The organism is Microcoleus sp. BROC3, from assembly GCF_036702515.1.
In the GTDB taxonomy this organism is placed as follows: domain Bacteria; phylum Cyanobacteriota; class Cyanobacteriia; order Cyanobacteriales; family Microcoleaceae; genus Microcoleus.
Genome location: NZ_JAUBTQ010000006.1, coordinates 110,245 through 130,032, shown reverse-complemented (window position 1 = coordinate 130,032; position 19,788 = coordinate 110,245). Strand labels below are relative to the sequence as shown.

Annotated in this window: 12 protein-coding genes and 1 other RNA gene; 3 read left to right on the top strand and 10 right to left on the bottom strand. The window is 46.6% G+C overall.

The features are described 5' to 3' along the window. Positions 1-294 precede the first annotated feature (294 nt). Positions 295-2,571, top strand: a complete 2,277-nt coding sequence (locus tag QUB30_RS05760) for a hypothetical protein (RefSeq protein WP_333330396.1) — start codon at positions 295-297, stop codon at positions 2,569-2,571. Between the two features lie 105 nt (positions 2,572-2,676). Then, complete coding sequence (locus tag QUB30_RS05755; protein WP_172187699.1) at positions 2,677-3,369, top strand: response regulator transcription factor; 693 nt, start codon at positions 2,677-2,679, stop codon at positions 3,367-3,369. Between the two features lie 154 nt (positions 3,370-3,523). On the opposite strand, the gene hemG is transcribed toward QUB30_RS05755, so the two are convergent. From hemG to QUB30_RS05730, 5 genes are all read right to left on the bottom strand, one after another. Beyond that, positions 3,524-4,969: a protoporphyrinogen oxidase gene (gene hemG / locus QUB30_RS05750; protein ID WP_333330392.1), complete on the bottom strand. Its 1,446-nt coding sequence runs from the start codon at positions 4,967-4,969 to the stop codon at positions 3,524-3,526. 223 nt (positions 4,970-5,192) lie between these two features. Beyond that, complete coding sequence (locus QUB30_RS05745; RefSeq protein WP_050813024.1) at positions 5,193-5,450, bottom strand: DUF2811 domain-containing protein; 258 nt, start codon at positions 5,448-5,450, stop codon at positions 5,193-5,195. A gap of 491 nt (positions 5,451-5,941) precedes the next feature. Beyond that, positions 5,942-7,450: a cryptochrome/photolyase family protein gene (locus tag QUB30_RS05740; protein WP_333330389.1), complete on the bottom strand. Its 1,509-nt coding sequence runs from the start codon at positions 7,448-7,450 to the stop codon at positions 5,942-5,944. Positions 7,451-7,818: 368 nt separating this feature from the next. Beyond that, positions 7,819-8,094: a class I SAM-dependent methyltransferase gene (locus QUB30_RS05735; RefSeq protein ID WP_333330386.1), complete on the bottom strand. Its 276-nt coding sequence runs from the start codon at positions 8,092-8,094 to the stop codon at positions 7,819-7,821. 270 nt (positions 8,095-8,364) lie between these two features. Beyond that, a complete protein-coding gene (locus QUB30_RS05730; protein WP_333330383.1) occupies positions 8,365-8,649 on the bottom strand; it encodes a hypothetical protein in 285 nt (94 codons plus the stop codon). A gap of 201 nt (positions 8,650-8,850) precedes the next feature. On the opposite strand from QUB30_RS05730, the gene QUB30_RS05725 reads away from it, so the two are divergent. Continuing rightward, entirely contained in the window at positions 8,851-10,902 is a 2,052-nt protein-coding gene (locus QUB30_RS05725) for an ATP-binding protein (protein WP_333330380.1), read from the top strand. A 38-nt stretch (positions 10,903-10,940) separates the two neighbouring features. Here the strand turns inward: QUB30_RS05725 and QUB30_RS05720 are convergent, their stop codons facing one another. From QUB30_RS05720 to QUB30_RS05700, 5 genes are all read right to left on the bottom strand, one after another. Further along, positions 10,941-12,143: a Gfo/Idh/MocA family oxidoreductase gene (locus tag QUB30_RS05720; protein ID WP_333330375.1), complete on the bottom strand. Its 1,203-nt coding sequence runs from the start codon at positions 12,141-12,143 to the stop codon at positions 10,941-10,943. 177 nt (positions 12,144-12,320) lie between these two features. After that, positions 12,321-13,025, bottom strand: a complete 705-nt coding sequence (gene rnc / locus QUB30_RS05715) for a ribonuclease III (protein WP_333330371.1) — start codon at positions 13,023-13,025, stop codon at positions 12,321-12,323. 353 nt (positions 13,026-13,378) lie between these two features. Next, positions 13,379-13,812, bottom strand: an RNA gene (rnpB, locus tag QUB30_RS05710) — RNase P RNA component class A. Positions 13,813-14,122: 310 nt separating this feature from the next. Further along, on the bottom strand, positions 14,123-15,301 hold the full coding sequence (gene corA, locus QUB30_RS05705) for a magnesium/cobalt transporter CorA (RefSeq protein WP_333330368.1): 1,179 nt from the start codon (positions 15,299-15,301) through the stop codon (positions 14,123-14,125). 90 nt (positions 15,302-15,391) lie between these two features. Continuing rightward, a complete protein-coding gene (locus QUB30_RS05700) occupies positions 15,392-19,624 on the bottom strand; it encodes a PAS domain S-box protein (RefSeq protein ID WP_333330364.1) in 4,233 nt (1,410 codons plus the stop codon). Between the last annotated feature and the right edge of the window lie 164 nt (positions 19,625-19,788).

Sequence of the window (19,788 nt, the reverse complement as noted above, 5' to 3'; positions counted from 1 at the left end):
GTTCCGACAATCCTGAAGCGTGCCGAGCGAGCTGGAAAGCTAAATAAGACAAGCAGAAATTTGGTTTTTTCCTCTCTGCCGTCGGGTTGAGGGACTTGGGTGGCAATTAATCAGACGGATCGTCACAAACATAAATTTGCTAATTGAAAATCTACAATCATGCAGGTCATCACCGGTGCGATTGACGGCCGTTCGGGCCGAGTTGCGAGTTACGAGCGATCGAGATTTCAACTCTAAAATCCAAAATCTACAATCCAAAATCTACAATCTAAAATCTAAAATCGGCTGACCGTGATGTCTATTCCTTCCCAAAAAGTTTCTAGCTCGAACAAGCTGATCTACCAACGCTTGAAACAGGCGATCGACCTCAATTTACGCCGTCAAATTTTTATTGCCGCCTGCGACGACTTGTGCTTGCGGGACTGTCTGGCAGCCCGCTTGCAGACAGAATTAGCCTCAGAGAACGCAGGCTCCCCGATCGACTACCCCCGATTTGTCAGTTTGGAACTAGACTTAAGCGATCCAAATCCTTGGGGTTCGATCGCCGCGTGGCTGACCCAACATCCACCGCCCCAAAACAGGGGCAGCTACAGCCCTTTGCCGGGATTTCAAATTCTCGGGGCAGAACACCTGACCAGGCATTCAGCAGCCGTGCAGTGGTCGTTCCTGAGCTATTTGAGGGACATTGAAGCACACCTGCAAATGTGGGAGTCTACTGTGTTGCTGTGGGTGTCGCGACCCTGGCTGAGTTCGATCGAGCACTCGGCCCCGGAATTTTGGCACTGGCGAACCGGAGTATTTGAGTTTGAAGGCGAACCAACTCCAGCTAAGGGAGACTTCGGGCACTTTGAGGACTTGGAGAACTCTGGAAACTTGCGAAACTTGCGGGACAAGGGAGACTCCGGCGACAAACTTTTAATATCTTCTTTGTCTGAACAATCCCCAATTGCCGATTCCCCATCTCCAATTGCCGATTCCCCATCTCCAATTGCCGATTCCCCATCTCCAATTGCCGATTCCCCATCTCCAATTGCCGGTTCCCCATCTCCAATTGCCGGTTCCCCATCTCCAATTGCCGATTCCCCATCCGTCGAACTGGCAAATTTGGTGCTAGCAGCGGCCTCCTCCGAGGAATTGGAAGCAGAAAATAATGGCGCATCCGAGGACAACTTTCTGCCGCTGCAAACCCTGCAATACATCGAACTGCTGCAAGAACATCAGTGTTGTTCCGAAGCATTGGCTTTGGCTTATCACAGTTTGGGAAATTACTACCGCGATCGCATTCTGGGCGGAGACCCTTCCCTGCAGAACCTGACAATCGCCATTGGCGCGATCGAACAAGCGATCGCGTACCTCGAACTTGACGCCAACTCGCAGCAAAATCAACCACCAACCGACGAATGCGCGCGGCTGATTTCGGAATTGACACAAAATTTAACTCAGTACGCCCAAGAGTCCAACAACCTACCGCCCGTGGACGATCTGCTTAACGATCTCGGTACTCTCTACTGGATGCTGTCGCGCGATCGCACGCAGCATAACGCCTCAGATCCGGTATCCTGCCTTGAACGCAGCATCGCCCTCTACCTTGAAGGTTTGAACCGAACAAATGCCGAGACCGCACCTCAAACCCGCGTTAGATTAAACAAAAATTTGGGAATCGCCTCGGCCGATTTAGCCCGCTATCGAGACAAGACAGAGAACTTGCAGCAAGCAGTTGCAGCGTACCAACAAGCGCTGCTGGATCTAGACCCCGCCGTGGAACCCCAGCAGTACGCTGCGGCTCAGAATAATTTGGCGACAGCATACTGGAATTTAGCCCAAGACGGTGAGCCGATCGCATATCTCAAAAGCGCGATCGCAGCTTACGCCCAAGCCCTCTCCTGCTACAGTCCCGAACGAGAACCCCTCAACTATGCCGGAGTGCAAAACAACCTCGGTACCGCCTGCTGGAACCTCGCCCAGCACGAACCCTCAGAACCCCTCTTCGTCACGGCGATTGAGGCTTACCGCGAAGCATTGAAATACCGCACCCGAGAATTAGTACCCGCCGCCGCTGCCGCCACCTACAACAATCTCGGTACCGCTTATTGGCATTTGGCGAACCAGTTCCAGCAGAAACAGGCCCGGACGGAATCTTTGCAGCAGGCGATTACCGCCTACGAAGCCGCCTTGGATATCGCCGGAGATATCGATCAAACCCAACTCACCTTTGACGCCTTGGCCGCCCGCAACAATCTCGGACTAGCCCACTATCAACTAGCCACCGACCCACATTTCGCCGCTAATAAAGTCGCACAGACAAGCCATCTAGAAGCAGCACTGCACCACCAGTTGCAAGTGTGTGCCGAATGGGGACAACATCTCAAGGACAAAGGGTTAACATATGGGGATAAACTCAACCTGCAAGCCCCGGCAAACTCCCAAGCTGCTGATTCCCGGCAAACAGCATTGAGCTATATTGTCAAAACGATTAGAGCTTTCTATAGTGAATGTGGGCTGCCTGGCCAAAATTTAGCCTTATCCAAAGTTCCTGGAGATTTATTGCCTGAAATCTTGCGTAGGTTATAAATATGGCTATAACTATTAAAAGCTCAATTTTTTCGAGATTTGTATCCAGTTTTCTATTATTATGGCTGAATATTCTTGCCTAATTCTTCAAGCAAAGTTGTGGTCATGGCCCCTGTAAAAATCCTTGTGGTTGATGACGACCCGGCAATCCGAAATTTAATTCAGCGTTTTTTGAGCCAGCAAGGTTATCAAGTTGAGTCGGGCGAGGACGGTCAGACTGGTCTGGAATTATTTGAGCAACTCAATCCTGACTTAGTAGTTCTAGATGTAAATTTACCCGATACTACTGGCTACAAACTGTGTCAAGAAATGCAAAGACGCACGGGCGTGTTTGTGTTGATGCTGACCAGCCGAACGGATGAAGCTGACAAAATGAAAGGGTTTGCCGAAGGTGCTGACGATTACATTACTAAACCTTTTAGTCTTGTAGAGATTGGAGCTCGCGTTGCAGCAATTTTAAAGCGCAAGCGCATAGTTACTCCCGCCGAACAACAAAGTCTTACCTTTGGAGAGCTACTCATAGATCCGGTTCGCCGCGAGGTAATTATCGGCAGTCAGATAGTTGCTTTGACTGCTTTAGAATTCGACCTGCTGTACTGTTTGGCCAGCAAACCCGGTCGCGTGTGGAGGCGATCGGAATTGCTGCATGAAGTGTGGGACTACGAGTATGTAGGAGCCGATCGCGTGGTGGATGTCCATATCGGTCAAATTCGCCGCAAAATTGAACCAGATGCCACTCAAATATCAATGATTCAAACCGTCCGGGGGGTGGGTTACAAGTTTGAACCCACAACCTAGTAACATTTGGTATTCGGCAGCGGACATGAAGGCAGAAGGCTGTAAGCGCGGGTTCACCAATATCTCTGATTTACATACTCGATATTTGTCAACCCGCCCTCGCCACCCAATAATTCAGATCGAGTGTCTGTAAACCCGCCTCGGCAAATCAAAACTATCCTTGCTTGTTCTGCAAATACTCGCGCACTTCTAGCGCACGCTCAAAACCCCTGCGCACGCAATCTCCCAAAGCCACGCCGCCAGTGTAGTTGCTGCACAAATACACCCCTGGCAAAGATTTTAAGCCCCGATCTATTTGTTGCAGGCGATCGAAATGCCCCAGATTGTACTGAGGAATCGCCCGCTTCCACAGCTTCACCGTTAAAACTTTTGGCTGTGGCACATCTGGTTTCAGCAAAATCCGAGACAAATCTCGGTGCACCTCCCGAACGATTTGTTCTGAGTCGAGATTGCCAATTTCCGAGTCTGTTGCCCCGCCGATGTAACTGGTGAGAGTTTGCCAGCCTGCAGGCGCGCGATCGGCAAATAAACTCGATGTCCAAATCGTCCCGAGAGTGCGAATTCCCTGCCCCCTCGGAATTAAATTTCCAAAACCTACTAATTTACCCTTGACATCCGACTGCGGGTATGCTAAGACAACGGAGGCAACCGTAGGATAAGTAAAAGCTTGTAAAGCGCTGCTAACTTCCGGTTGCAGAGGCCCCAACAAATCGGCTGTAACGTAAGCCGGCGTTGTCAAAACCACGGTGCGCGCCTCAACTTGTTGGGGCCCGTCGGACGTGGAAAATTCAGCAATATAAGTTTCGCGTTCTGTGCGCTGGAGGCTAGTCAATTGCCAGTTGAGTTTCACTCGATCGCCCAATTGAGCAGCGATCGCCTCTGGCAGAGCCTTCAACCCCTGTTTAAACGAACCCAACTCCCCCGGCCTAGTTTTAGGAACATTCGGGTCTGCGGGCATTTTCTTCGGTCTTTTCCTCGCAGAAAGCAGCGCCCCCGCCACCAGGCCGCCACCCACATCAGCCATCTTCGTTACCCGCCCAAAAGCCGCAGCCGCGCTAAGTTGTTGCGGATCTCCGGCATAAACCCCAGAAACAAAAGGTTCCACCAACCGCTGCATCACTTCCGTCCCCAGATGACGGCGGAAAAATTGAGAAACAGTTTCCTCGTCACCCTGCTGCGAAAGTCGATGGCCCATTGCCGGCGCGACAAACCCCAAAGCCCCGAACAACGCCCGCATTTTCCCCGGAAAACTCAGCAACTGAGACTGAATCATCGCCGGTGGAGTCATCGGCACCGGTTGCAGCTTATTTCCCCAATAAACAAAACGAGGCAATTTGCGATCGGCAAAAATCAACTCCTGCTTCAATCCCACATCCACCGCCAACTTCATCAATTCTGGCGTCGGCGAAAAACTGTTCGGGCCCTCCTCCCAGAGAAACCCCCCCGCTGTCACAGTTGTGATGTTCCCTCCCACACGTCCCTGACTCTCAGCGACTAAAATCTTCAGCGGCGATGCACTCGTTGCTTCCTTGTGAAGTGCGTGCGCCAAACTCAAACCGCTAATACCTGCACCCACAATTAAGGTATCTAAAAGTTCCATATTACATAGAAAAATATCGCAATCTTAATATGTTACATGGCTTTGCACGGCTTGCGTTCTTTGCTGGACGTACTGCAAAACCGCTTTCAGATTACCGAATTCGGAATCGGGAATTGGGAATGGGGAGTCGGGAATTGGTAGGCTGTTCCGTATTTCTCAAGCATTCTTCTCGAAGGTTGTAGATTCACCTCTCTCCGTCTCCCCGCGTCCCTCACCGTCTCCTTTAAGACGACGGAGTTACATTGTTGCTGTGCAGGTCTTGAGGAGATTGAAACAGAGTTTCGAGATAAACTCTAGCAGCTTGGCGGTAGCTGCGCGACGCTTCCGGCGTACCGCTGTCGGCATTCTGCAACAAAAACAGCGACAGGGCCGCGCAAAATACTCGGTCTAGATCCCATTCGGGATGGGTTTCCAGGTAAGTTTTGAGAGAATCGTGCAGCGTTTCGGGAATTTCGGCAAAAATACTGACTGTTGGGTTCATCATTTTTTTTAGTCTCGCTAATAAATTGAAAACAGAACCCCCCTTTCGGCCGGATACAGGTGCAGGCACAGCCGAAATCAGAGCGCTTTTTTTATGTCGGTCGCATCATTGTGCGCTATCTAGGGGTGGGTTTGTCAATGTTGCGAAATATTACAAAGTCCTTTATGTAAAAAAAAGATTTACGAAATAATGGGCTTTTCAACTCATTATTTGTTACATAACTTTATATTTTGGAGTTTTTATGAAGGATTTGGCAGCAGGTTAACGAAATCCCCAATTCTGCAGCAAGATCCGACCGTACCGTTGATTTCTGTGGAAAACTTCCTCAAATCTGTGGAAAACCTCAGACTTGCCTGTGGAAACGCTGTGGAATGTTTAGGTAAAAGTCAGGGAAAAAATAAGAATTGCAAAGGGCACGGGCATGGGCATGGGGCATGGGGCATGGGGCATGGGTAGCAAATGACTGCTGACTGCTGACTGCTGACTGCTGACTAATGACTTCCTAAGTGCCACTGTGCGGCTTTTTGGCGGATGGTTTCGAGTTCTTGGGGCGGCATTTTGTCGAGGTTGGCTAAGATAAAGTTCATGCGACCGATCGATCCAAGTTTGTCCCGGTGGCGCGCGAGGAAGTCCCAGTAGAAGAAGTTGAACGGACAGGCATTTTCGCCCGATCGCACTGTGCGATCGAACTTGCACCCCTGACAATAATCGCTCATTTTATTGATGTAATTGGCAGAAGCAGCGTAGGGTTTCGACGCCAACACACCGCCGTCAGCAAACAAACCCATGCCCAGCACATTAGTCTGCATTACCCAGTCGTAGGCATCAACAAACGCGCTGTGGAACCACTTTTCTAGCTCCTGGGGCGAGATTCCCGCAATTAGACCAAAATTGCTCAAAATCATCAATCGCTGGATGTGGTGCGCCCAAGCGCTGCCTTCGACTTGAGTTAAAACTTGGCGCAAACAGTTCATATCTGTTTTGCTAGCGTCCCAAAAAAACTCCGGCAGCGGCTGAGTGTGGTTGAACCAATTCTTCTGAAAATAATCAGCATCCACGTAAAAATACACACCGCGAATGTATTCTCGCCAGCCGAGAATTTGGCGGATAAAACCTTCGACGCCGTTTAAATTTAAGTTTTTTTCTAGGTAGGCTGTTTCGGCAGCTTGAATAACTTCTAAAGGATGCAGCAAGCCAATATTGAGATAGGGAGAAATTAGGGAATGCCACATTGTTTCCTCCCCCGCGACCATCGCGTCTTGATAAGGCCCGAAAGCGGGTAGACGCTGTTCTATGAAGTTATCTAATACTTGCAGTGCTTGCTCTCGCGTAACCGCCCAGCGAAAAGGTTCAATATTTCCGTAAGTTGGGAAAGATAGAGATTTAACTTGTGCGATAACTTCTTGAGTTACGGCGTCCGGTTCAAACCAAATAGCTTTCGGTGTATTCAGTTTGCCTTTTGGCGGCTGGCGATTTTCTTTATCAAAATTCCACTTGCCTCCAACAGGTTTATTGCCATCCATTAAAACTTGGAAACGCTGGCGGCTGGCTCGATAGAAGTCTTCCATTAACAAACGTTTGCGACTTGAAGCCCAATCTTGGAACTCTGTTTCTGTCCAGAGGAATTGATTGTTGGGAACCAGCGTTATCTTGCAGGGAAGTTGCAAGTTTTGAACGAGCTGTAAAAAAGGTCGATCGTTCGGCACCATCACCCGTAATTCAGTAATATTCTCAGCTTCAACCCAAGCTTGGAGAGGTGTTTCAAAATCGCCAGATGTTGTGTAAGTGACTTGACAGCCGCCGCGCCGCAATTCTTCTGCAAAGTGCCGCATTGCCGACCAAATTAATACTAATTTTTGTCGGTGGTAGGGGCGCTGTTGAACGTGCTGCCAAGATTCAATTAAAATTATCGGTAGGGAAGATCGATCGTCAAGGCTGAGGTTAAGAGCAGCTTGCTTCTGCCAAAGTTGATCGCCTAGTATCCAAACGCCAACAGTCATTTTTATTTTTTTTCCGTGAAACTTATTTTTTACTTTTTATGAGGGCTGGTTGTCTATTCAGCCAACTAAGTTTGCTGACAAGTTACAACTCACGAGTCATAATTTTTTAAGTTCTTCAAAGAACTTACTACAGGATAACATTGATTTAACAAAATAGGAATACTGACCAGTAATTTTAAACTTTATGTTGGTGTATCTTTCAGTTATTAAGATAACTCGATCGTAAAAATTACACAAATATTAAATTTATTAATAAAACCAAACAAATGGTTGCCAACAGCTAGCGCCAGGTTTTTTAAAGAGCTGTGATACGGTAAAATAATTAGCTAACCTCCCGATAGGAGTGCTTCCGGGGCAGCTTTTACCAGTTATTTAGGAGAAAGTAAATGTTCGATTAATTCAGTGACTAGGACAATATCAAATGAGTGTAGCATATCGGTATCCTGAAGTACGTAAATATCGCCTTGGATCGAGTGACACGCGGGGAATTTTTGACGGGAAATGGCAATTACGGGTGCAGAAGTGTCAGCGCCGACAACTTCGCCGCCGTGATCTGCGATGAAGTGACCTCGGCTGCCATTGCCGCAGCCGAGGTTCAAAACTCGGAGTTTTCTCTGGCTTGCCTCCTGAATTGTCGCTAGCATTTCTAAAAGGGGAGATATCCAATAAGCGTGATGATATCTGGGACGGTTGTTTGTGTAATAATATCTATAATTGCTAGAGTGTTTTTTTCGTCGATTAAGCTCTGGAGATTATTGCCGAGACCGCAAATTTACGGAGCATGGGTACACTGTTTGGGCCAATGTTCGCCATATTACGGTGGTGAGAGTCGATCGGCGACTCGATCGTCTCATTCTTTTTGTTTGACAGGTGAATTATTCTCAGCGAATCAATCGGATGTCAAAAGAAATTTTTCACAGGGTGCAAAATCTCGAATCGCCCATCTCGGGCTCATCTCTCGAAGGCATTCGGAAAGAAAAAGTCCGATCGAGCAAGGACGATCTGCTTACAGTAGCCGGATACAGAACTTTTTGCCTCTTACCTTCGGCCGTGAGCGTGCATCCCTGCGATTTTACCTTCAACCAACTGCCGTCTGTAAACCCGAGGCTTTTTTGCAGCCTTACAGATGTTGCCCCGGGGCGATCGGGTGTAAGTTGAGCCGACAATTGAGATAAAATTGTGACATAAATCACAGACATTTGCCAAACAAATTGCTAGCCCTCTTTAATTCAAGACACTTAGAATCGAGATTATTACAGTGGCTTCTATAATTGTGTTTAACTGTTGTTCTAAAGCTGTGTTGTCCTCTCAGCAGAGCAGCCGGGACAGATTCGCTAGTCGGTCTGGTTTATCGCACTATGGTCGCTGTTGGGTGTTGCACCTTAATTTAGATACGTCCTATGGTTAAGTTAGGTCAATCCTCCTTTCGCCGTATTTTACTGTCGCGGATTTTGTTGCTCAGCGTACCTGTTCTACTGGTGGGGGAGTATGTTACCTATCGCAAGGCACGCTCGACGCTTCTGGAAACTGCTCGTCAAAACTTGACAGAAAGTGCCGTCAGAAAAGCAGAAACTATTGAACAGTGGGCGAAATCGCTGAAGTCGAATCTGATCGGCGCTTCGGAAAACTCGATGTTGCAGTCTGTAGAGCCGAAGGATTATCAAAAGTTTATCGCGCAATTAGGGCAGCGGTTGCCAGCGCAGGTGGATTGCTTGCAATTGACTAATTTAAAAACAAATCAAGTGATAGCAAGCACTTGCGGGCAGCAGCCCATTCAGTCGCTGCCTGCCAAATTTTGGCCGCAAGTGCAGCAACAGCAAACGCTGCTGGACGACAAGAGCGTTTACATCAGTCTGTCGTGGCCTGTGCAGCCAGAGGGGAAAGCAAACGACAAAAAGCTGGCTTTGGGTGCTGAAGATTTTCCCGAGGCGGGTAAAGAAGGCCGCGACAGCCAAGTGAGTTTGGTGTTGAGCGCTCCAGTTTACATTCGTCGGGGCAACAGCAGGCAGTTGAGTTATGCTTTGAGTTTGCAGTCAGCCCTGCCAGTGCAAACCAGCGCTCCCAAGGGATCTCTAGCCGGCTATACGGTGGCGATCGACCAAGATGGGACGATTTTGGCGCACCCGAATATCAATCGCGTGGGCCGCAATATTGACCAAGAGGCAGATGCCGCTCGACTAAAAAGTATTGTCAGAAGGGCGATCGCCGGCGGACAAGCTTTTCTCCACCTATTTTCCTTTGAAAGAAATGGTGTAGAGTTGCTAGCAGGATATGCTGCTATCCCGAGTCCTTCAACTAAACAGGAGAACAGCAAGTGGATTATTTTAGCTGTCTCTCGTTTAGATTACGCTCTGTCTGGTTTGGAAGAAATTCAGCAAGTTTTATTTAATTTAATTGTAGGTTTGATTGCTGCTAGTATCATCGCAACTTTATATCTTTCTCGCGACTTGGCGCGTCCTTTGGAAAAACTGAGAGACTACGCGCTAAAAGTAGAGACAGAAGCGCCGCAGGCAGTGCCCCAAAACTTCCAAATTCGGGAATTCAATCAACTATCAGAAGCACTCAATAGCATGGTGCAGCGCCTCAGATCCTGGGCGGGAGAATTGGAAGTCGCAACCAAGGAAGCGCAAGTTGCCAATCAGTTAAAAAATGAATTTTTGGGCAATATTTCTCACGAATTGAGAACGCCGCTCAACGGGATTATTGGTTTTATTCAAATTGTTCGAGACGGCTACTGCGATGACCGAGATGAAGAGATGGAGTTTTTGCAGCGTGCCCACGACTCGTCAATGCAATTGCTCAATATTATTAATGATATTTTGGACATTGCTAAAATAGAAGCCGGCACGTTCTCCATGATTTTAGAAGTAGTTGATATTACCCAGGTACTGGAAGACGCGATTGATTTGCAGGCCGCTCAAATTGAAGAAAAAGGTTTGAAGTTAAGTTTGCCAGAACCTCACGCTCCGATTATTGTTCATGCCGATCCGGAGAAGCTCAAACAGGTGTTTTTGAACGTTTTGAGCAATTCTGTTAAGTTTACAGAGTCGGGCAGTATTAAGATATCTGTGCGGCTAGAATCGAGGAGTAATTCTGGTAGTTTTAACGGCAGTGCCGAAAGTACGAACGGCCAGGGCGGTCAAAACGATTGGGTGGTGGTGACAATTAAAGATACGGGAATTGGTATCGATCCCCAGCAGCAACAGAAATTGTTTCAACCTTTTGTGATGGCTGATGGTTCTACAACTCGCAGGTTTGGCGGTAACGGTTTGGGCTTGGCTATCTCCCGAAGGATAATGGAATCTATGATCGGAAGCATTACCCTGCACAGCGCTGGTGTTAATCAAGGTACTACGGTGATGATTTCTTTGCCTGTCAATCAGCAGTCTAGTTTTTATTTTCAGAGCCAGGACTTAGTAAAGGAAAAGGGGAATTATAAAAATTCTGAGTGATTTTCCAAATCTAAAATCTAAAATCTAAAATCTAAAATCTAAAATGGTATTAGGGGCTGTCCGCCGAGTTCGAGGGATTTGCTCAAAGCGCTGAGAATGCGGATTAATTCGACGGAGGCGGAGCCGGAAGAGGTAGGGCAGGGGGTATTTGTTTGCACGCAGTTGAGGAAGCGATCGCACACTTGACGCAGCGGTTCTACTTCTTCTAAACTCAACACTTCGCGACCTTTGAGGCTAGTAGTTTTCTGCGGTGCGATCCTCTTCGAGGGCTTCGCTAACGCACTTTTAAAATAGTGATGCTCTTCGCCCCCGCAATTGTGATTGCCGCGCTGCAAAATCAGGGGAGTTTCTGGCGACATTTCGTCAAAAATCAAGGTTCCCAAACTGCCAACAACTGTTAAGCGCCGTTGTTTGTCTGGATTTAGCCAGCACAGGTGAATAAATGCTTGAAATCCGTCGGGATAGGTGAGCGTTACCCAAACTAAATCTGCTAGTCCTTCTGCTGGATTAACCGTCAGCAGTGAAGGAGCAAATTGATTTTCTATTTCTGTTGCTGTTTCTTGATTTATTCCTTCTTCCCTCTCTCCTCTTTTTACCTTGAGCGAAGCCGAAGGGCTTTCTTCCTTCTTCCTCCTTCCTGCTTCCTTCGGAAATACAGTGCCGATCGCGCTTACTTCAATTGGCGTTTGTTCCAACCAAGTATTGAAAATAGCGATATCGTGAATAGCCAAGTCCCAAAGGGCATCAACGTCATGGCGAACCGGTTCAAAATGGGTGCGCTGGGCGTAACCGTAGCGCAATTTTCCGAGTTGATGCTGTTGAATAATTCTTTGGCCTCGATCGACTGCTGGATGAAACAGATAAGTGTGGTCAACGAAGAGTTGCCGCTGCTGTTTTTCGGCTAATTGACAGAGTTCTATTGCTTCAGTCAGGTTGAGGGCGAGGGGTTTTTCTGCTAAGACGTGGTAGCCTTGTTGCAGCGCTGCTGCTGCGAGGGTGTAGTGTGTGGAAGCTGGAGTGGCGATCGCCACAGCTTCCAGTCCCGGCAATGCTTGGACTTGAGACCAATCGGTAGCTAGAATCACCGAGGCATCGAGATTAAACTGTTTTTGAACGGCCGCCAATGAATCTCGATTCGGGTCTACGACCGCTAAAACTTGGCTGTTGGGATGTTCGAGAAAGTTGCGAATTAGGTTAACTCCCCAGCGGCCGGCACCCAATACAGCTATTCCGATTTTCATTAATTATAATTTCAAAAATCGCACAGCAATTATAGCATATTTTGTTATTATTATCTATGTTTTAACTCAAAAAAATCACTGTTGACAGTTGACAGTTGGTAGTAGTTATTGGTTATTGGTAGCAGCTAACAAATAACTTATAACACCAGTCAACTGTCAACTGTCAACTGTCAACTGTCAACTGTCAACTAATTTATTGAAAGCTGCCTGAGCCGCTGCTTGTTCGGCCGCTTTGATCGATCGACCTTTTCCCTCTGCTACCAACTTTCCCTGAATGAGAACTTCTGCTGTAAAACGATCTTCCCCGCCCTGGACTGTCCCGGTTTCTTGCACGCTATATTTGGGCAAAGTTTTGTATTTCCCTTGAGTCAATTCTTGGAGAGCAGCTTTGTAGTTTTGGCGGGCCGGATCGCTGCGGATTTCTGCCGCTAGGCGTTGAAAGTGAGAATCTAGCCAAGGGCGAATTAATTCTAAGCTCTGCGTACTCAAATAAAGCGCAGCCAGTACCGCTTCCAAAGCATCGGCCAGTCGGGGTTCAGCGCCTGTTTTGTCCGAGGCGGCGCTGCTGGAAACAATTAAATAGCGATCGAACCCGTAACTTTCAGCGATTTTAGCAAGAATGCGATCGCTCACCAAGATCGATCGAATAGCAGCAAATTCCCCCACTGTACAGTCGGGATAAATCTCAAACAACAATTCCGAAGCCGTCAGCCGCACGACTGCATCGCCGACAAACTCTAGTTGCTCGTAATTTGCCTTAGCTGACGCGCTCGCATGAGTCAAAGCTAAATCGAGGAGATGCCATTTTATCGCAGCATTCTTTGGCAGTCCCAATTTTTGAATTAATGTTTCAAGTTGCTTTTGGCGACCCGGATAAATCATACCATTTTAGATTTTAGATTTTAGATTTTAGATTTTAGATTTTAGACTTGCGAATAACTCATGAATCGCCGGGTTGGAAGCTTGTCAAAAGTTGCATTCTTTTTTGAAATTGATATCAAATTCATATTAATAAAAAAATCATTGAAAAACTAAATATTTGTCCGGGTGCTTGTGGCGAACCTTACCTAAAATCAGGCAGGTCGAAAAGATTTGTCGGCCTTATTCCCAAGCGGGAATTTTACATGACTTATGCACAGACTGTACCTGTAGGGTGCGCACTGTGCATCTTACAACTACAGATAGTTTAAAAAATGATTCCTTGTGTAAGTCCTATTTTAATTAAATTGAGGGGGGGAAAAAGTCGGACATAAGCCGGGTTCTGTTCTCTCAACTGCAAGCAGTTTTTGAGGGCAGTTATCTATCTGGGACGCCTGTTACCAGACGCCTCAAGCGGTACCAAAAAACGGAACTGGTAAAAAACCAACCATAGTCCCTCCGACCTTGCTCCCAACTGGGGTTTACCGAGCCAGCACCTCTCGATGCTGCTGGTGCGCTCTTACCGCACCTTTGCACCCTTACCCCCTAACACTTTGCGATTTTCGATGCTCGATTTTTGATGCAATCTCAAATCTCAAATCTCAAATCTCAAATCGGGGGGCGGTATCTTTCTGTGGCACTATCCTCACGATCGCTCGCACTGGGCGTTACCCAGCAAGTTTGGTTTTTCGGGAGTCCGGACTTTCCTCAGACAAGCTTTCGCTAATCCGCAACCGCCTGCGCCTACTTTTTCCCCAGATTTATTGTACGCGATCGTTCGTCAATCAATTTGGGATTTGAGATTTACGATTTTAAGTTGTCCCTCACTTAATTTGGACATTTGTGTTTATTCAAACTCTTGTGCGGTAGTCACGAACGCCCGCCCAACAATTAAATTGCCATGCAAATCCCCTTAAATCCCCTCACGGATGAATCTGGAAACTTAAAATTTTTGGATTTATGACACGGCTTCAACTAGGGGCAGGAAACCTTTGTCCCTAACAGGATTTTGAATTATTCACTCCCTATCCCAAATCTCCAATCTCAAGTCTTAAATCCGGTTACTTTACTGACTCATCTTTCACAGTAGAAAAGTTTTCAAACCAGCCGCGCCGCCAGAAGAAGTAAACTAAAGCCGAGGCGATCGCTACCATGATCGCCCAACAAAGCGGATAGCCAAAATACCAATTCAGTTCCGGCATATTCCAAGGCGATTTCTCTGTATTGAAATTCATCCCGTATACTCCCGCCACAAAAGTTAGAGGAATAAAAATACTAGAAATTACTGTCAGCAGTTTCATAATTTCATTCATTTTATTGCCCACAGATGACAGATAAACATCCATTAAACCCGAAGACAACTCTCGATAGGTTTCCACCATATCCATCACCTGCACCGTGTGATCGTAACAGTCGCGCAAGTAAATTCGCACCTCGGGACTAATCAAATCACTGCTATCTCGAATCAAAACATTAATTGCATCCCGCTGCGGCCAAATGGCGCGGCGCAGCGTCAGCAATTCTCGCCGAATTTTATAAATTTTTTCCAGGGTTCTGCGGGTGGGGTTCACCACCACTTCATCCTCTAGTTCTTCAATGCGCTCTCCGTACATTTCTAATACTGGGAAGAATCCATCTATAATCGCATCTAAGAGAGTATAAGCCAGATAATCTGAGCCGTGTTTGCGAATAATTCCTTGTCCTTTACGAATCCGCTCGCGAACGGGATCGAAACAATCATAGTCCGGTTCTTCCTGAACAGTTAACAGGTAATGTTTACCCAAAAGCAAACTAACTTGTTCTTTGTGAAAAATATCTGAATTCGGCTTAATCATCACCATCCAGGCAATGATTAAAATATGATTTTCGTAATGTACAACTTTAGGGCGCTGGGGTACATTAACCACATCCTCTTGAGCCACAAGATGCAAATCAAACACTTCGCCCATTTGAAGCCAAGTTTCTTGATTTCCCAATCCCAACACATCAACCCAAGAAACAGATGCTGTATCTAAATACGCAGCAGCTTCTTGAGGATTTTCCAAGTTTGTGCGCTTAGCTGCTGTGTCGCAATAGTCAATTAATACAATCTCGGGAGGTGGCGCATCGGCTGGTAAGTCCAGAGTTCCCGGCGGAGACCCCGGAACGTCATAAAAATAGTCAACGTAGGAATCATCATCATCATCATCTTTAATTGCTTTTGCAACGGCGCTAGAAGTATGTATGCTTTTGGATACCATGCTAATATTCCTGACTTTTAGAACCTTTAATTAGATTATCATTTTTCTCGTGCGACTACCAATTACTACTTACCAACTACTAATTACCAATTACCACTGCCGAATTGGAATCTCGATCGCGAATTCACTTCCCTCTCCCGGCGCGGAAATGCACCGCAGCGTGCCCCCGTGTCTTTCTACCACAATCTGATAGGAGATAGACAGTCCCAAACCTGTACCTTTGCCTACTGGTTTAGTAGTAAAAAACGGGTCAAATACCCGAGATTTAACAGACTCTGCCATTCCCGACCCGTTATCGGAAATGGCGATCGCAACCCGATTGTTATCCAAAACCTCCGTGCGAATCCGAATCCCCGGCAATCCGTCGCAACTTAAAGGTAAACCAGGAAAATCTTGCCCCGGGGTATCCGTTGCACTCGCCAATTCCAACTTCCTATACCTGACATCCGCTAAAGCATCAATAGCATTATTTAAAATATTCATAAACACTTGATTTAACTGTCCCGCGTAGCACTGTATCGGTGGCAAATTCCCATATTCTTTAACTATTTCAATATTACGATTTCTGCCATTTTCTTTAAGTCTGTGTTGCAAAATTAACAGAGCGCTATCTATTCCTTCGTGGATATTAACACGCTTAATATCTGATTCTTCGAGGCGGGAAAAGTTGCGCAAAGACAGAACTATTTGGCGAATTCGCTCGGCTCCGGTTTGAATTGAATTCAGTAGGTGCGGGAAATCCTCTTTCATAAATTCGAGTTCTATTTCTTCAGCAAACTCCGCGATAGAAGAAACAGGTTCCGGGTAATATTCTTGATACAAAGTGCACAGTTGCAGCAAATTTTTGGCATACTCGCTAGCGTAAATGATATTACCGTATATAAAACTGACTGGATTATTAATTTCGTGAGCAATTCCCGCTACTAGCTGTCCCAAACCCGACATTTTTTCCGCTTGAATTAGTTGAGCTTGAGTCCTTCCTAGTTGTTTCAATGTTTGCTCTAGCTGGTGATTTTTATGTTTTAACTGAGATTCAGCCTGTTTGCGCTTCGTAATATTGCGGGCGATAGCGATCGCTTGATTCGAGTTAAAAGGCAGCAATCTCGCTTCATAAGTTTCTTCTCCAGTCGGCATAGGTAGCGAATACTCTAGATTAACTGGAGTTCTGTTTTCGGAAACCTCAAGTATTGCCCGCTCGAATTGGCTGGCCGCGGTTGCCGGCAATATATCGATCATTCGTTGGCCCAGAAAATACTCGGGACTCAGGTGCAAATCCGATGAGTTTCCTGACAAGTAATCCAAAATAATGCCGTCAGCATCGATTCGGAAATACAAATCCGGCAATGCCAGAAAAACAGCTTCCAACTCAGAAGTTTTTTGGCGCAATGCTTCTTGGGCGCAGTAGCGATCGCTAATATCAACAATCACCCCATCCAAACAGCAAACGTTCCCATCTGCGTCGAACACAGGAGAACCTTTATCCCACACCCATTTAACCGTCCCGTCTGCTGCTAGCAAGCGGTATTCCAAGTTATAAGACTGTTTGTTTTCTATTGCTTGCCGAATAGTGGCTTCTACTTTTACCAAATCTTCCGGGTAAATAATGCTAGCAAAAGTCCTACCTCCCCTGTTCAAAGGAGAAATAAAATCTCCAGCAGGGTAGCCCGTTAGTAAGTAAACCGCATTGCTAATAAAACTTGTCGAAAAATCGCATTGCCAGCGATAAACCACTCCCGGAATATTCGCTACCAAAGACCTAAATCTGGTTTCGCTCCGGCGCAAAGCTGCTTCAGATTCATGGCGTTCTGTAATATCGCGAGCGAAAGCTAGCACTGCAAATATATTGCCTTCAGCGTCGCGCAAGGGAAGTTTTTGGGTGTCAAAAATATGTACTGAACCGTCTGCAACAGTAGCCAGATCGCAGGGATTGTGGATGATTTCGCCTGCCAGTACAGCACAGTCGTCTGTGCGAAATCCTCGGAAATTTTTGGCTAAATTTCCAAACACTAGCTCTTCTGAAAAGCCTAATTCTAAATCAGATTTGCTAATGATTTCTTCGAGTGTTTTACCAAGTGCTTGAGCGAAACTATTGTTTCCCAAAATATAGCGAAAGTTTTTGTCTTTGGCAAAAATCCAGTCGCTGGTTTTGTCTATAACTGTGCGCAGCAGTTGTTCGGAACGTTCGGTTTTTTCCAAAGCTACCTGCAGTTCTAGTTCCAGGCACTTGCGAGCAGTAATGTTTTCAAAAGCAACACCGACGCAGTTGTTGGGTAATGGAAAAGCTTTAATAGAAAAAGCGCGAGTTATTCTGCCGCCTTCATCGCAGTCAATATCTTCAATTTCTACGGCTTTCTGACTGCGAATTACCGAAACAAATGCCTGCGGAATGTTTTTCGATCGCAGGTGGGGAAAAATCTCGTCGATTGTCATGCCCAAAACGTCGGCCATTTCTAATCCGGTAAACAGGGTAGCAGCGGGATTAGAGGCGATCGCCCTGAGAGTGCTGTCATCGTCTATATTTTCTAAATGGTAGACGTACAAACCAATTTGCATATTCTCGACAATTTGGTCGTAGAGGCGCACGCTTTCGTCCACCTGCCTGCGTTCGGTGATATCTTCCGTAATACCTAAAACGTACTGAGGACGGCCTGCAGCGTCGAGAATTGGCACTTTGCGGGTGTGCAGTATTCTCATACCTTTGTGGCGAGTTTGAATCGGCTCTTCGGCTATGTCTTTAACAGTAGACTGGTTGCGGTCGCCGGTCAGTATTTCCCTGTCTTGAGCGGTGAAAACATCAGCTTGTTCTTTGGGGTAAATATCGTAGTCATTTTTGCCGATCGCCTCTTGAGAGGTAACACCTGCGATCGTTTCTCCCGCTTTATTCCACAGCACAAATTTCAGGGAGGAAGCATCTTTAGCAAAAACACCCACCGGCAGATTTTCTACTACGGAATTGAGGAACCCTCTAGCTGATTTTAATTCGGCTTCTGCACGCTTGCGTTCGATGCCTAAAGCGATGACATCGGCAACCGATGCTAAAGTTTCTTGAAAGGGTGGTGTCAGCGGCTGGCTGCTGATAATTACCATCACTCCCACCAGCCGTTCTTCGACAATTAAAGGGTAGCCGGCGAAGGTGAGAATTTGCTTGGGAATTGGGCAATTTGCCGGCTTTTGACGGCTGTTGATAATTGCTAATTCGGAACTGTGTGCCGCTGTTGCTTGGGATTCTTCCTGTAGGAGTTCAAAATTATTCAGTTCAAATCCGCAGTCGAATTCCGGTTTTTTCTGTTTGGCGATCGAGTTAACTTTACTTTCAATAAAGCTAGCCCGATCTGCTGTGCGGCTGTAGATTCCCGAGACGGCTTGCAATTCCCAAACATTCTGTTGAGAGTTAAAAATCCAAATTTCAGCAGAGGCGACATCGAGATTTTGCACCATTGCCTCGCAGCAGGGAAGCAGGATATCTTGAGGGTGTTTGGTGAGAGCAATACCAACATCGGCTACCATTGCTGTGAGGCGAGAAGCTTGGGCTTTTTCCGCTTCCAACCGTTTGCGATCGGTGATGTCTTCCACCAAAGAAAGCACGGTAAAAGTGTCGCCGCTGCGAATAATCGAGTTGAACCAGCGACACCAAATTACCTGTCCGCTTTTAGTATAGTTGCGGTTAATTGAAGTATTGCCTCTGCCTGTGGCTAGTTCGAGTTCGATCGCGCTTACAGCCTCTCTATCTTCTTCGCAAACCAAATCTAAATCGCCGAACTGCTTGCCCATCATATCATCGGATGTCCAGCCCAAGATTTCTTCAGCGCGTTTCGACCACTGAACGATGCGAAAATCTTCATCCCAGCCCACCATTGCCAGGGGACTGTTAGCTGCATTCAACCACAGTAAATGGTTCGATCTGCGCAACTCTTGAGTTTTCTGCTGCTGCCAGCGGTAGTGCCTGGTGATATCTCTACCAACGCCGAAAACCCGCATCTGGTTGCTAGAGGCATCCACCGCTGGCGTGTAAGCCGTTTCGTAAATTTTTATCCCGCCGTCTGCCGCTGTCACCTCGTGAATTGCCAGCCTTTTTTTCCCTGTGATAAATACTTGTTGCAGGCAGGAATCAATCTGCGAGATTATCTTTTTTAGAGGAGCATTATTGGGATATAATTTTAATAATTCTTGATGAGTTTTGTTGACTATTTCAGCAGGTTCCAATCCCATCCAAGCAGCAGCGACAGGATTGATCGATAGGTACTTTTGCTGTCGATCGCACTCTAGGAAAGCATCAACAGAGTTAGAGAAAAAAGACTGTAACGAGTTGATAACTTCCTGCATGGGTATTTTTCGATCGCTTGCAAGTTAATCTCTAAAATTTTCCTAAAGTTAGTTTAACTCACTCAAATATTTTTGCGCACTTTACTGCGGCGATTCCCGGTGCAATTTTTGGTGGAATTTTCGGTGCAATTCCCTATAATACAAAAATTTTAAGGAAATAGTAT